This is a genomic window from bacterium (assembly GCA_029210545.1).
GTDB lineage: Bacteria > BMS3Abin14 > BMS3Abin14 > BMS3Abin14 > BMS3Abin14 > JARGFV01.
Genome location: JARGFV010000025.1, coordinates 15,388 through 29,193, shown reverse-complemented (window position 1 = coordinate 29,193; position 13,806 = coordinate 15,388). Strand labels below are relative to the sequence as shown.

The window sequence follows — 13,806 nt, the reverse complement described above, 5'->3', positions numbered from 1 at the left end:
AGGAAAGGGAAAACGACGCTTTTCCCTTTCCGTGGAGCGAAAAGTCCCGGATTGGACTTTTTGCGACCCTGTCAAGAATGAATGGAGAAAACAGTCTCTGCGGCAGCTTGAGTCTTGCTGAAAGGGGTGCATGGGGTTATAAAAAGGAAAGCTATGAACACCATCCCTGACAACTATCGAGCTGTCCTCACTGCCGAGCAGATCGAGATGAGGGTGCAGGAAATGGCTGCACAGATCAGCCGGGACCTTTTAGGGGAAACCCCGGTGATCGTGGGTGTCCTCAAGGGAGCATTCATTTTTATGGCCGATCTCGTAAGGGCCATGAAAGTGCCGGCAGAGATCGATTTTGCCCAGATATCCAGCTACGGGGACGAGACCGAGTCCTCGGGCAGGATCAAGGTCATGAAGGACATCTCCACGCCCATCGCCGGCAGGCACGTCATCGTGGTGGAGGACATCATCGACACCGGCCGAACCCTTCACCATTACCTCAACGAACTGCGTCAGCGGGGCCCCGCCTCCCTGCGTCTTGCCGCTTTGATCAACAAAACTGAACGCCAGGAGTACACCCCAAAAGTGGACTACCTCGGCTTCACCATCCCCAACGGCTTCCTGGTTGGCTACGGCCTGGACCACGCCGGCATGTGGAGGGATCTGCCGGGGGTTTACGAGGTCATTGACGTATGAGCGTCAATAACTTCTTTAACCAGCGCTAAGTACTAAGTAGGGAATAGGGAAACCAGACGTGCGAGGTTGAAGGTTTCCTTCCACTTTCCACTTTCCCTACCCCAGAGGCCGTATATTATCCGGCTCATCGTTTGCCGGCGAGTTCACGGCCCTGGATACCTCCCACGCTTCCATTTCCGAAGCAGGGTAGGGGCCGAGGAGAGGTGCCAGAGCATCCGGATCGTGCTGGTCCGGGTCGAGCCACGTTTTCCTTTTTCCAGGCTCAATGATGGCCGGCATGCGGTCGTGGATGGGGGCGAGAAGTGTATTGGGCCCGGTGGTCACGATGGTGCAGGTGCGTATGAGCTCTCCATCCGGTGAGGTCAAGTCGGAATAAAGGCCCGCAAAGCCCATGGGCGATCCACCCTTCATGTGTATGTAGACCGGGACCTTTCCCGTTTCCGTCTTTTTCCACTCGTAGAAACCGTCGGCCACTACCAGGCAGCGGTGCTTCCGGAACAGTCCCTTGAAGCTTGGCTTTTCCGCCAGGGTTTCGGCCCGGGCGTTGATCATACGGCTGCCGATGGCCATGTCCTTCGCCCATGGGAGGATAAGGCCCCACCGGCAGGAGATCAGCCGGTTGCCGCCCTCGTTGACAACCACGGGAACTGTCTGGGTGGGGGTGATATTGTATGAGGGAGATATGGAGGCGTCCTCCCCGAATTTCAACCCGAACTCCTTCTGGAGGATCGGGAACAAACTGAATTGAACGAATCGGCCGCACACAGTGAAACCTCCGGTTTCAGTGTCTAGACGCATTTTTCAGTGAGGAGTTTTTTCTCCTCCTCGCTGGGAAGAATCCCGAACAGCTGCCCTTCAATGACATCTTCCCCATGCTGGTTGGTGAACAGGGCCGTGCACTTGACCCGGTTCCTTTCGTCCATCTCGTCGATAGTCAGGGTGCAGGTGATGGTGTCGCCGCAGTAGACCGGGCGCCGGAAATGGAAGTTCATCCCCGAGGCCAGCATTCCCAGTTCACCGCCGATCTCTGTGACCAGGCTGCCCACGTGAAGCCCGTGGCAAATGAGGCCTGTAAACCCCTTCCCCTCGGCGTACCCTTCATTGAAGTGGATCGGGTTGTGGTCGTGGGAAACACCGGTGAAAAGGTGCATGTCGTCCTCGATAAAGGTCCTTCGCACTGTGAAACAGTCTCCGGCTTCAACGCCTGCCAGCATTCGTTTCCGGATCTCGGACATGGGTCGGGTCATGGGATTCTCCAGTAGCCAGTAGTCAGTAGCCAGTAGCCAGAGAAAATCGAAGATCATTTTCCAGACTTTTCCCTGGATTTATTACTGACATCTGAATAACATTATAGTTTCGCCTCCAGCTCTTGTCTGAATCTTTCCACATCTTCCTTCACGCCGTCGAGAATCTCGTCCTTTCGGTGGAAGTCCATGAGCTGGATGTTAATGAGATCGGGCCGGACGAGGATGTCGGGTTTTGATGTGCTCATCTTGCAGCGTACGATAGAGGCCTGCATGGTCTGGAAGGTGGAAAAAACGTTCTCCAGCATGGAGGGTGTGGGATCGTGTTCGTCAGGCACCTTCTCGCCGGAAACGTCGATGGCGATGAGGATGTCGCACTCGTCCCGGATGATGTCGTAGGGCAGGGGGTTGACGGCGCCTCCGTCGGTGAACACGCGTCCCCCGAGTTCCACCGGTTCGAGGACCACGGGAATGGAAATGCTGGCCCGGATGGCGGTGACCAGGTCTCCGGAGTCGAAGATTTCCTCCACGCGGTTCCAGAAATCGGTGGCGACGATCTTCAAGGGGATCTCCAGATCCTCGAAGGTCTTTGCGGGAAGGTGGTTTGTAAGGAATGCCTCCACTTTTTTGCCCTTCAGGAGACCGGAGTTGCTGAGCCCGGCCGGATCGGCCATGCTCCCCATCTTGCGGATCCCCATCCCGTCGAAGATCCTTTCGATGCGCCTTCCCGTCAGCCCCGATGCGTAAAAGGCCCCGATGGCGGCCCCGATGGAGGTCCCGGCAATGATGGAAGGCTGGATCCCCATCTCGTCCAGGGCTTCCAGGAAGGCGATATGGGACAACCCCTTCGCGCCCCCGCTGCCCAGGGCCAACCCGACGCGCGGAGCGCGTTGCCGCTTCGCCTGTCGAGTATTGCGTTTCGGGTTTTTGGTAAATTTAAACATGAGTCACAATTCCCGAATCTTGTCCTTTACCGCCGGCCATTGAGCTGATCCTCTGCTTTCGGGGAGGCTGATACCAAGGGGTTTTCCTGGCTCCTGACTCCTGGCTCCTGCTTTTTAAAATGTTCCCGCTCCGAACCTCTCCTGGATCCTGTACAGTCCCTCTTTGAGCATCAGTTTCAACCCCTTCTCTTCCCAGGCCTGGTAAGGGAGGGTGTGGTTCAGGCCGTCGCTGTTGGACCAGATGGTGTCGAAGTACGAGTTAAAGGCCTCCGTTATTCCAGGGGCGTTCCTGACAACCAGGTTCGCTTCGAGGTTGAGGTCATCGATGTTGCGCCTTGTCCAGTTGGCCGACCCGGTGATGAAAGCAGTGTCCCCCGGGTTCTGATGCACGATGGACATGGCCTTGGTGTGGAACTGTTCCCCGTGGGTGTCGGCCCACCTGACCTGGATGTCGTGATCCCGGGCCAGTTTCATCAGGCGCGCCGCTACGGGACGGTTTGGGATCCCCACCTTTTTCATTCCGAAGGCATCCCGGTTGGCGTCCAGGACAAGCTTCACGGTGGCGCCCCGTTTTGCGGCTGCCGCGATGGCGTCCACCACGGCTCTCTGGGAGAGGTAGAACATTGCGATTCGGATCTCGCTTTTGTCGCCCGCCTCCCCGAGGAGGTCGACGATCCCGTCAGCGATGGCCCCTTCCGTAAGGAACTGCAAGGTAGCCGGGCCGGAGTACGTCGTGTCCCTCTCAAGGAGCCGGAGAGCCTTCTTTTCCATGGAGTCGGCCTTGAACCTGGCGGAGTTGGTGGCGCCAACGATGACGTTGGCTTTCCTTTCCGTGCTCCAGCGCAGGATGTCGAGCTCTGACCTGAGAGCCTCGTAAGCCGATCTGCCCTTCACAGCGAGGGCCATGTTTGAGTGGGCGGAACTCCCGTCGGCGGGGTTCAGGCTTCCCACGAGCATTTCGAGACCGTGATCGGTAGACCCCGTAATGACCACCTTTCGATGGTTAGCCTTGAAAAGGAGCATAAGTCCGAACTGGAAAGTCGAGATGTCCGCACCACCGCGCAGGAACGGGTTGCTTAGACGTGGCCGTCCGGCCCAGCCGCCAAGAGCACGGCTGTTCAGGGCTTTTTCCAGTTGCCGCCAGTACGGGGAGTATACGAGGTTGGAGTCGGGGAGCCGGTCCAGGTCAGTGAACACGATCGGGATCCCCGCCTTTGCCATATCCTTGAAAAACTCAGGCTCGTGTCCGCCGTAGATCCGGTTGATGGGGTCGGTGAGGACAATGATATCGATGCCCCTGGCAGCCCGCTTTTTCCTGATGAGGGCCTTGGCCAGTTCGGTAGAAAGCTGCCGGTGTTCCTCGGGTATGCTGCCCTGCCATGGGTTCCAGAGGAAAAGGTCCACGTAAACGAACTGGTCGGCCCTGTCGATCATGGCCAGGACCTGGTCGAAGATCTCCTGGTCGATGACCCTTTGCTCCATGCTCTCATCCCACGCCGTATCGTCGATGAGAAGGCGTATCGCTTCCGGATCGGCGGGCACAGGTTCCATCGAAATGCGAGTCCCCGGAGGAAGGGGAACCGCCGTATGAAGAAGAGGAGGCACGAGCAGGACGACGACCGCGACGGTTAACGCCGCGGCCGTGACAATGAAGATCTTTTTCCGGGTGAGTTTCGGCAGCTTCATGATCACAGTTTCACCAGAGCGGGGCGATTCTGTCAATTGGAACAATCAGAACGAAGCGCAAAGCGCGATGTGCGAAGCGAGATCTTATCTTCGATCTTTGTACTTTGTACTTCGCGCCTGACCGGATACCCGGTCAGCCCTTTATGACCTTCCCATCTTCGCCGACGAAATCCAGGCTCACCGAGTTGATGCAGTAGCGAAGCCCCGTTGGTTGGGGGCCATCCTCGAAAATGTGGCCCTGGTGACCGCCGCATCGGTGGCAGTGGACTTCAGTGCGGCGCGTAAAGAAACTGTTGTCCTCCTCGGTGGCGACGTTCTCTTTGGCGATGGGCTGCCAGAAGCTCGGCCAGCCGGTACCTGAATCGAACTTGTGCTCGGAGGAAAAAAGATCGAGCCCGCATCCCGCACACCTGTATATGCCGGGTTTCTTGTTGTCGTGAAGGGTTCCCGCGAAGGCCCGTTCGGTGCCTTTTTCCCTGAGGACCTTGTATTGCTCCTTTGTAAGGGAGGTTTTCCACTCGTCTTTACTCTTGACAACCTTCTCCATGTTCACATACCCGCCTTCCCTGGCCAGATAGACCCTGATCATGCCCCCATCCGTTTCAGCGTGGGCACGCCTGATAACCAGTCCCAGGGGACCGGTTGCCAGAAGTATTGCCGCTCCCTTGCTCATCAAAAACAGGAAGTCGCGTCTTTTGATCATGAGGCTACCATCCTTTCGGCTTAATATCAGACTGTATTGGTAGACAGTTTAACCACGGGTGGATGAGGGGCAAGGGGAAAAGGCAGGGAGGAGTGAGGAGGGAGGATAGCAGGTGGAAAGGGGATAAATACGTTTGTCATTGCGAGTCCATCAATATTCAGCTCGCGATGACAGGCTCGTTCCCATCCGGCTTTTCGCTGTTGGCGGATAGCCGTCAGATCAAAGCTCTCCTCCCTTGAAAGCAACGCTGATAGGGGGTACTCTCAATTCATAAATCTGCGCATATCGAATGACAGCATGGAAAAGGGGGCTCGCCATGAGTCAATTTACAGAGAACCTGACCCGGGGTCAGACGTGGTTGAGGGGGCTGTTCATGCTCCTGTTCGTCATGATCTATGGTGTGACGGAAGTGCTCGTTGCCGCGGTAGTCATACTTCAATTCTTCTTCGTTCTTTTTTCCGGCAGGCAGAACGAACGGCTTCGGTCTTTCGGCCGGTCCCTTTCCACCTTTGTTTACCAGATCATGAGCTACTGGACCTACAACTCGGAGGAAAAGCCGTTCCCGTTCAGCCCGTGGCCGGGCTCAAGCGATGAAGCGTAGCTTCATCGCGAAGAGGAGAAGAGGGGAAGAGGAGAAAATGGGAGAAAGCGCACTCTCCTTTTCCCCTTTTCAACAAGGAGTGCCTAAAACCGTGTTCAGAGGAACGGATAACTCGGAATGAGTCCTAATACGCGTTCACATATCCCGTTATCAGGAGCGGCACTCCTTGTTTTTGTCTGCCTCATCTGGGGCGGCAACATGGTGAGCATCAAGTTCAGCAACGCCGGGGTCCCGCCCATGGTGGCGGCGACAGTGCGTTCCGTCGTGGCGGCCGGATGCCTGTGGTTGTTCAGCCTTTACAAGGGTAAGTCGGTATGGATGCGGGGGGTCGACTTCAGGCACGGTCTCGTTATCGGGATCCTCTTCGGTCTGGATTTTCTGTTTCTCTACTGGGGGACTGCCTTCACCGTGGCATCCAGGGCCATTATCTTTTTATACAGCCACTCCATATGGGCCGCCGTCGGCGCCCATTTCTTCCTCAAGCATGACCGCCTGACACCGGTGAGAACAGGAGGGCTTGTCCTGGCTTTCCTGGGCGTCGTGCTGGTTTTCGGGGTCCGGTCAGAGCACCTCCCGCCAGGCTACTGGATCGGAGACCTGCTGGAAGTCGTGGCGGCTCTCTTCTGGGCGACCACCACCGTCTATATCAAATGGGTCGCGGGAAGACGTCCCATCGACCACTACCAGACGCTGTTCTCCCAGCTCCTGTTCTCCATCCCTGTCCTGGTGGTCGGGTGGCTTTTACTGGATCTTGGTAAGCCCATTGTCCTCAATGGAATAGTGCTCAGCGCCCTTTTCTACCAGGGCGTCATCGTGGCTTTCTTCAGCTACCTGCTCTGGTTCTGGTTGATCCACACCTACGCCGTCAGCCGCCTGGCTGCCTTTATCTTCCTCGCGCCCCTTTTCGGGGTTTTGCTGGGGGGGATCTTCCAGGGGGATCCGCTACCCATACAGCTGTGGGTAGGTCTTGGTCTCGTGGCCGGGGGGATATACCTGGTCAATCGCCCGCAGGCCACGAGACTCACGAGGGGGTGAGGGGGAGCAAGAGCTTTAATTCTCTGTGCTTGCCACGCCGTAGCTTCAGCGAAGGCGGGTCACCGCGTCCAGGGTCCAGGGTCTAGCTGGAACTAGACACCAGACTCCTAGCCACTGCCTTTCCCCGTTAAACTTTCAATCTCCACCCTGATCACCGCCACCCTCTCCAGGTCGCTGTGGCTGAGCTCGTAATCCCTCTCCGAGTACTGGGCCATGAGGATCTTCAGCCCCTCGTCCTTTTCTGCCGGGTCGGTGAGGATGTGAGCTTTGCCGGTGCCGATGACGCTCCTGTAGCTCGCCGACCAGGAGCATGCCTTGACCCCTTCGATGAGCTGGTGGTCGGCCACCACGCAGAAGCAGACCTGCGGGTTCTTTCGAAGGATCCGGATCTTCCTGCCTTCCGGAGCAGAGTGGAAATACAGGGCCTGTTCCACGTATCCGTAATTAAGGGGGACGACGTAAGGTTTGCCGCCGTCCACCATTGCCAGGTGACAGATATCTCCTTTTCGGAGGAGTTCAGCCAGGTCGGCAGCAGATCCTATCTTTTTATCTTTCCGGCGCATGGAGAGATAGTAGCAGAAGCAAGGAGCCACTATCCAGTAGCCAGTAGCCGGAAAAGAACCATCTGAACGCAGAGTGCGCAGAGGGACGCGAAGAAAATACAAAAGGGTACGGCGGGCAATCCGCCTGCTCTGCCTAAAAGCGTTATTCCTTTAAGCTGTTTGCTGTCACCGGTCTGCTGCTTTATGGTATCTTTTACGAAACTCCCAAAAACGTTCCAGGAGGTCTATCCATGAAAAAGCATACCCTGTTCCTGCTGACGGCCGCTCTTCTTCTCGGCACTGTCCAGTGCTCCTCCGGGGGGTTCCTGGACAATGTCCTCGAAGAGGCGACCAAACAGTCCAGCAAGACCAGCGAGGAGGACACCTTCGTGGCCGGTCTCAGGGAAGCCCTCGATATCGGGACCAGAAAGGCCGTGGAAAAGGTCTCGGTGACCGATGGTTACTTCCACAACCTTGATATCAGGATCCCTGTGCCTGAAAAGCTCGAGAAAGCCGAGGAGCTCCTGCGCAAGGTGGGGATGGACGACCGGGTGGACGAGTTCATCCTGAGCATGAACCGGGCCGCGGAAACGGCAGCTCCCCAGGCTGTGGATATCTTCGTGGGCGCTATCAGGGATATGAGCGTGGTGGACGCCTACGGCATCGTGAAGGGGGAGGAGACGGCAGCAACGGACTATTTTAAAAGCAATACTTCCAGCGAACTTTACGGCCTTTTCAGGCCCGTGGTCACCGAATCCATGGCCAAGGTCGGAGCTGTCCGCAGCTACAAGAGGATGATGGACAAGTACAACTCCCTGCCCCTGGTCAGAAAGGTGGAGGTGGACCTGGAGGATTACGTCACCGACATGGCGCTAAACGGCCTGTTCTTCATGGTGGCCGAAGAGGAGAAGAAGATCAGGAAAGACCCGGCGGCCAGGGTAACGGAGCTGCTGCAGAAAGTGTTCGGGAAATAATAAATTGCGCGCAATTTATTATGGGGAAGACCAGAAGCGGATTTAACGCAAAGTACGCGAAGTTTCGCAAAGGAAGGCGAAAGCCAGGGGGGGGAACTCAGGCGTGTGCCATAATGGCTCCGAGAGCTGATCCACCACAGAGAAGGACACGGAGGGGCACAGAGAAGATCTGTTAACCGGGGGGAAACCTTTTTATCAACATCATTCCCGCGAAGGTGGGAATCCAGATCTAAAACGTTAACGCAGATCCTTTCTGTCTTTGCTCTTATGCTTTGAGTCGATTTCCCCTGCGGCCCTCTGGTGGTAAATATTTAAGAAGTTGGGTCACGTGACAGCGCCTGTACCCAGTATCCTTTTTGTTGCTTTTCTTGGCGTTCCTGGCGTGCTTGGCGGTAAATCCCGGCGCTGTGGCGCTAAAAGGCCATTGGTATTAACCGCCCGTTCATCCTGCTTTAGCAGGACTCACTCAAGCACGCGGAGTTCGCCAAGGAAAACCTGAGCAGCTATCTGGTTTAACCCGGTCCTTGTTCTTCTCCGCGTTCTTGGGTGGGTAGGCCTGGGAAAGGCCGCCTCTGCGTTAAGGCTTCAGGTTCTCTACGAGCTGCTGGATTCTGGATACCGGATTCTCAAAACGATGAATAGCATCCCCAAGCTCGACAGTGTTGAAGCGGTGCTCTGGCAGCTCAAAACCATGGAGTCAGCGGAGAATCGTGCGGGTATGGGGCGGTTCGGGATCAGGGTACAAAGAGCGCCCGGTGGATCGCCAACGACGCTTTGAGAGAGCTGGAAAAAAGAGTAAGATGAATATGGAATATGGAATATGGAATTTTGATAATTTGAAGGGGGATAATATGAAAAAGAACATGGGAGTTGTGGATCGTACCGTCAGGACCCTGCTGGCTCTCGGTGTGGGGTACTTTCTCGTCACAGGCAGACTTTCGGGGGTGCTGGGTATCGCACTGGGTGTTATCGCCGTGGTCTTCCTCGTGACCAGCGCCATCGGGTTCTGTCCCCTTTACACGGCCCTGGGCGTATGCACCTGCAAGTGTGACAAGGATACGGGGGGGCAAGCGATGGGCAGTTGATGAAAACAGCGCTTGCCTCGGAGCTAAGTGCTAAGGAATAAGAGCTAAGAAAGGACTTTCGTTGGCTACTGGCTCGAGGCGATCGGCTGTAGACTACATCCTCACCGTCGGGGAGATGGCGATGGATATCGCCGTCTCCATCCTTGTCCTGGTCCTGGTGGGCCGTACCTACGGCCCCGGGGGCTTGGGGATCTACACTTTTCTCCTGTCCGTGTTCGTCATTGTTTCTTTCCTGGCCGAGTTCGGTGTGGACAAGTGGGTGGAAAAGGAGCTGGCAGCCAGCGCCAGGGGTGATGTGCCCAGCTTGCTGGCCGAGGCGAAAGCGGCTGTCCTGGTCGCGGGTGTGCTTGGCGCTCTCGGGACAGTTCTCCTGGGTAGCTGGGCTGCCGGAGCCGATACCGTTGCCCGTGGCACGCTGCCGGGTTTTGCCCTGCTGGCCGTCGCTGTGCCCCTTAAACTCTATTCGGGGTACATGGCTTCGATCCTCCACGGTCGGGGGCAGCATGCGCACGCGGCAAGGGCCGGCCTTGGCAAACGGCTCGTCCTGGTTGTTCTGGTTTTTTTTCTTTCGTCTGCCAGGCTTCGTCCGGAGCTTCTGGTGTCCGTTTTCATCCTTGCCGAGACGTCGTTCATCCTCGCCGCCGGAAGAAAGGTGTTGGCGCCGTCCCTGATCACCGCCCTGGGAAAGCTGGGAAAGGTCACAGCGGTCTTTCGTCGGAGCGCCCGGTACTATTTCACCCAGGAGGGCTTAAGGATCCTCTTTTTCGTGGACTTCTTCGTCCTCGGGTTCTTTGTCTCCGCCGCCCGGGAGGGTGCCTACGCCGAGGCCTCGGTCCTGGCCCGGCTGTTTCTCCTCGTCCCACTGGGAGCCGCACCTCTGTACCGTGTGAAGACCTACAGGACCACCGGAGTCGATGAACCGGGTATCTACCGGGATTGCCGGCGTACAGCTGCCAGGCTGTTCACCGTTCACGCCATAGCGGGTCTGGGCTTCCTCCTGTACTTTCCCCACATCCTGAGGGCCGTGTTCCAGGTCCAGGGGGACGTTCCCGTCTTCTTCAGGGTGTTCTCCCTTCTCCTTCCGGGCCTTCTCATCTTTATCCCAACGGTGGTCGCCGAACCGCTCTTCATCCGTGCCGGTGAAGAGAATGAACTCAACCGCATCGCCATGAAGGTTTTTATCCTCAACGCGTTCCTGAACTTCTACCTGATCCCTTTTGCGGGTGTATTCGGAGCAGCCATGGCCACGACCGTTTCCCTGGCCGTCTATTTCTTTCTCTTTTCCAGGAAGCTCGGAGGAGGGAAGATCCTCTCAATACAGGCCTACCTGCTGGCCGGGGCCATTGTGTACTGCGGGTACCACGTTATGAGTTCTGTACGGTTACGAGCCGTGGCCGTCATTGGCGTCATTGCGGTGACGCTGCCCGTGCTGTTCTGGGTGGTGGGGTTATATGGACAGGGAGAAGGCCCTTCGATCCCGCCAGGGCGGGACTCGGGGCCGGGCAGGGGGGAGGAGGGAGAAGAAGGCGAAAAGAATATTCTCCCATTTCCTGGAGAGGGCGAGAAGGAGAGTGGGGGAGGGGGGGAAGAGAACTGAAGAGGGGGTAAGGTATCTACGTATCAAAGTGTCTACGTATTTACGTTCATACCTACATACCTACACACGTATCCAGGTATCGGAGTATCGGGGAAAAACCTGGAACCTGGAATTTGAAACCTGAAACTCCAATCGGCCACTATTAGCATTTGCTAATAGGGTCGAGTTTTTCCTGATCCTGACGTTTTGCTTTTTCCAGACACCAGACTCTAGACACTTCTTTTACTTGCCTTTGGCAAGTAAAAGCCTGTTAGCCCACTTCCTTGCCGAGCCCACTGCCTTCTTCTTGGGCTTAACACCAGTGATCAGCTCCAGGATATGGTAGGTGGGGGTTCCCTTCCTGTTGAACATGTTGTTGCACCCCATGCACGAGGTGACAATGGTGGCCCCATAAGCTGCCATAGTCACCCGCTTGGTGAACTTCATGGACAGTTCTTCGTCCTGCGTGTTAAGGCTGCCGCCGTAACCGCAGCAGGCCGGGATCTTCTGTTCATCCACCGCCTGCGATATGGATAACCTTTCAAATTGGCTCTTCGAGCTGTTTTGAGTCGAGCGGTCACGCCAACGGCGTGATCCCCCGCCAGACGGAGTAAATCCGTCTGGTTCCACCCCTACCCCAGGATCTTCGCCTTGCGAAGACCCTGGATGATGGACTCCTTGCGAGTCCACCATCATCATGGAATGGCCCAGCACTGCGGTTATCTTCTCCCGGATCCCTTCCACGTGATAGACGGGACACGGGTGATGGAGATAAAGGTCTTCGTCCTCGGGCAGTTCTTTGAGGATGTCCGGTGGCAGAACCTCGATGACGTGGCTGACGTCCACCTGGTCCATGTACCGGGCGAACACCTTCCGGCAGTTGACGCACCCGACGATGACCCTCTCGATGCCGGATTTGGCGAGCCTTTCGACGATCCGTCCGCACGCTTCGGTCACGGGCCCGGTGTCTCCCATCTGGTACAGGGGGTCGTAGCAGCAGTCCAGGATGAGCCCCACCTCCTCTCCCAGCAGCGACTCCAGCAGCTGCCGGGTCGCTTCTGTCGCCTCCGGGCTGGTGCCTGCCAGGGAACAGCCCGGCCAGAAGCCGACCTTCTTGCTGTCGTAGCGCACGAAGGGCGCCTTGTGACTGCGCTCGGCGAAGGAGGCCGCGCCCCTGATGGCCTTTGCAGCTTTCTCCGGGACTCTCTGCTCGGCGATGAGCTTCTGCTTGGTGGCGAACAGGGCTTCGGAGGGCGACAGCTCCAGGGGGCATCTCTTGTCACACCCGGTGCAGTTGGTGCACAGGAAGGCCAGCTGGGGCCTGTTGGCGATGATGTCCTTGGGAGAGCCGTGCTTTTCGAGGAACGGGCACACCGTACCGCACTGGGTGCAGGAAGAGCATTCGGTTATGAAATCGGTGACCGTGTCGGACATAGGGGGAGGTTATAGCAGAATCGGAAGTCAGTAGCCAGAAGCCAGTAGTCAGAAAAGGGGACGCTGGGACACGGAGACACGGTGACGCGGAGAAAGGGACATGACTTATGATTCGGATATTTCGAATCACGAATCACGAATCACCAATCTCGGATTTCGGGCGTTCCTTCCCCCTTGACTCATTACAGTTATTCATTATATTAGATAAGCCTCATATAATTACCCGCAGAGGAGGTTCAACATCCATGAAAAACAGGTTTCTTCTCATCGGCGCCCCTGTCCTCATCATCGGCGCCTTTGTCGGCTTTCTGGCCTTTAACTCCTACCACGCTCCGGGGGATGTCACCGGTGCCCGGTTCGTGAGCCCTGAGACGTTCCGGCAGTGGATCTCCCAGGACAAGGCTCTCATCGTGGACGTCCAGACCTACGACGGGTACCTCAAGATGCACTTCCCCGGTTCCGTGACAACTCATGCCTACCCCGTTGTCACCGGAGATCAGAAAAAGAGAGTCGAGGCGATCATCCCCACCCTGAAGAAGACCAAAAAGCCCATCGTGCTGGTCTGCTTCGGCGGGATAACGGGAGCGCCCAACGCCAGGAATATTCTCGTCGCCAGGGGGATCCCCAACAAACAGCTTTACGTCCTCCAGGGCGGCAGCTGGGGTTTCCCGTGGAAGAACATGATGGTGAGCGGGAACAGGCCCTGAGGGCCAGTAGTCATCCTCCTTCGCCGAGGCTACGGAGGATAGGGGAGCCAGGAGCCAGTAGAAAAGCGTAACCCGGATCTACCTGAGATCGCTTCGTCACGCCAGCGGCGTGACTCGCGATGACAGGCGTGGTTTTTCTCCGCGTCTCCGTATCGCCGCGTCTCCGCGTCTGGTTATTCTAGACCCTTTCCCTCCTCTGTGTTTAAATCCCCCCGTGGACCTCGAAGATCTGAAAAAACAGTGCGACATCACCTTCTTCCGGGCCAGCGGCCCGGGGGGACAGCACAAGAACGTCACCGAGTCGGCCGTGCGCCTGAAGCACCGTCCCACGGGGATCGTGGTCATCGGCCGTCGCGAACGCTCCCAGCACCGGAACATGGAAGACGCCCTCCGGCGGTTGGCGGAAAGGATTGAAGAGAGAAGAAAAGAAGGAAGAAGGAAGAAGAGAGTACCCACCCGCAAATCAAGGGCAGTCAGGGAAAGAGAACTGGAGGCCAAGAAGAAAAGGGGGGGTGTGAAATCGCTCCGCAAGCGAGTGGATGCGGAGTGATTTCATGAAGAGGGGAAGAGGGCACTTCGGCAGGCTCG

At 56.9% G+C, this 13,806-nt stretch carries 16 protein-coding genes; 9 read left to right on the top strand and 7 right to left on the bottom strand.

Going from position 1 to position 13,806, the window contains the following annotated elements; all coding sequences use genetic code 11:
* Positions 1 to 153 precede the first annotated feature (153 nt).
* On the top strand, positions 154 to 687 hold the full coding sequence (gene hpt / locus P1S46_04395) for a hypoxanthine phosphoribosyltransferase (GenBank protein MDF1535728.1): 534 nt from the start codon (positions 154 to 156) through the stop codon (positions 685 to 687).
* 96 nt (positions 688 to 783) lie between these two features.
* Here the strand turns inward: hpt and P1S46_04390 are convergent, their stop codons facing one another.
* The 5 genes from P1S46_04390 to msrB all read right to left on the bottom strand — a co-directional run bounded on the left by P1S46_04390 (position 784) and on the right by msrB (position 5,150).
* Complete coding sequence (locus P1S46_04390; protein MDF1535727.1) at positions 784 to 1,485, bottom strand: SOS response-associated peptidase; 702 nt, start codon at positions 1,483 to 1,485, stop codon at positions 784 to 786.
* Positions 1,476 to 1,991: a MaoC family dehydratase gene (locus P1S46_04385; protein ID MDF1535726.1), complete on the bottom strand. Its 516-nt coding sequence runs from the start codon at positions 1,989 to 1,991 to the stop codon at positions 1,476 to 1,478. Before P1S46_04385 ends, P1S46_04390 begins: the two co-directional genes overlap by 10 nt.
* 44 nt (positions 1,992 to 2,035) lie before the next feature.
* Complete coding sequence (locus tag P1S46_04380; GenBank protein ID MDF1535725.1) at positions 2,036 to 2,875, bottom strand: patatin-like phospholipase family protein; 840 nt, start codon at positions 2,873 to 2,875, stop codon at positions 2,036 to 2,038.
* Between the two features lie 114 nt (positions 2,876 to 2,989).
* The gene (locus P1S46_04375; protein MDF1535724.1) at positions 2,990 to 4,561 is read right to left on the bottom strand and encodes a phospholipase D-like domain-containing protein; all 1,572 of its coding nucleotides are present in this window, start codon (positions 4,559 to 4,561) and stop codon (positions 2,990 to 2,992) included.
* 133 nt (positions 4,562 to 4,694) lie between these two features.
* Entirely contained in the window at positions 4,695 to 5,150 is a 456-nt protein-coding gene (gene msrB / locus P1S46_04370) for a peptide-methionine (R)-S-oxide reductase MsrB (protein ID MDF1535723.1), read from the bottom strand.
* A 430-nt stretch (positions 5,151 to 5,580) separates the two neighbouring features.
* Between msrB and P1S46_04365 the strand changes: the two genes are divergently transcribed.
* Positions 5,581 to 5,865: a DUF4389 domain-containing protein gene (locus P1S46_04365; protein ID MDF1535722.1), complete on the top strand. Its 285-nt coding sequence runs from the start codon at positions 5,581 to 5,583 to the stop codon at positions 5,863 to 5,865.
* 117 nt (positions 5,866 to 5,982) lie between these two features.
* On the top strand, positions 5,983 to 6,900 hold the full coding sequence (locus P1S46_04360) for a DMT family transporter (GenBank protein MDF1535721.1): 918 nt from the start codon (positions 5,983 to 5,985) through the stop codon (positions 6,898 to 6,900).
* Positions 6,901 to 7,007: 107 nt separating this feature from the next.
* Here P1S46_04360 and P1S46_04355 read toward each other — a convergent pair whose 3' ends face one another.
* Positions 7,008 to 7,463 carry a pyridoxamine 5'-phosphate oxidase family protein gene (locus tag P1S46_04355; protein ID MDF1535720.1) on the bottom strand — a complete coding sequence of 152 codons (456 nt, stop codon included), beginning with the start codon at positions 7,461 to 7,463 and terminating at the stop codon, positions 7,008 to 7,010.
* A gap of 230 nt (positions 7,464 to 7,693) precedes the next feature.
* On the opposite strand from P1S46_04355, the gene P1S46_04350 reads away from it, so the two are divergent.
* The 4 genes from P1S46_04350 to P1S46_04335 all read left to right on the top strand — a co-directional run bounded on the left by P1S46_04350 (position 7,694) and on the right by P1S46_04335 (position 11,098).
* A complete protein-coding gene (locus tag P1S46_04350) occupies positions 7,694 to 8,416 on the top strand; it encodes a DUF4197 domain-containing protein (GenBank protein ID MDF1535719.1) in 723 nt (240 codons plus the stop codon).
* Positions 8,417 to 9,050: 634 nt separating this feature from the next.
* On the top strand, positions 9,051 to 9,194 hold the full coding sequence (locus P1S46_04345; protein MDF1535718.1) for a hypothetical protein: 144 nt from the start codon (positions 9,051 to 9,053) through the stop codon (positions 9,192 to 9,194).
* Positions 9,195 to 9,267: 73 nt separating this feature from the next.
* A complete protein-coding gene (locus tag P1S46_04340) occupies positions 9,268 to 9,501 on the top strand; it encodes a DUF2892 domain-containing protein (GenBank protein ID MDF1535717.1) in 234 nt (77 codons plus the stop codon).
* Between the two features lie 61 nt (positions 9,502 to 9,562).
* Positions 9,563 to 11,098: a hypothetical protein gene (locus tag P1S46_04335; protein ID MDF1535716.1), complete on the top strand. Its 1,536-nt coding sequence runs from the start codon at positions 9,563 to 9,565 to the stop codon at positions 11,096 to 11,098.
* A 222-nt stretch (positions 11,099 to 11,320) separates the two neighbouring features.
* Here P1S46_04335 and P1S46_04330 read toward each other — a convergent pair whose 3' ends face one another.
* Entirely contained in the window at positions 11,321 to 12,511 is a 1,191-nt protein-coding gene (locus P1S46_04330) for a (Fe-S)-binding protein (GenBank protein MDF1535715.1), read from the bottom strand.
* Positions 12,512 to 12,756: 245 nt separating this feature from the next.
* Here P1S46_04330 and P1S46_04325 point away from each other — a divergent pair, with 245 nt between their 5' ends.
* Together P1S46_04325 and P1S46_04320 are read left to right on the top strand one after the other, a co-directional pair.
* Positions 12,757 to 13,218 (top strand): rhodanese-like domain-containing protein, encoded by a 462-nt coding sequence (locus P1S46_04325; GenBank protein MDF1535714.1) that lies wholly within the window; start codon positions 12,757 to 12,759, stop codon positions 13,216 to 13,218.
* Positions 13,219 to 13,327: 109 nt separating this feature from the next.
* Positions 13,328 to 13,768, top strand: coding sequence for a peptide chain release factor-like protein (locus P1S46_04320; protein ID MDF1535713.1), 441 nt, complete (start codon positions 13,328 to 13,330; stop codon positions 13,766 to 13,768).
* Positions 13,769 to 13,806 lie beyond the last annotated feature (38 nt).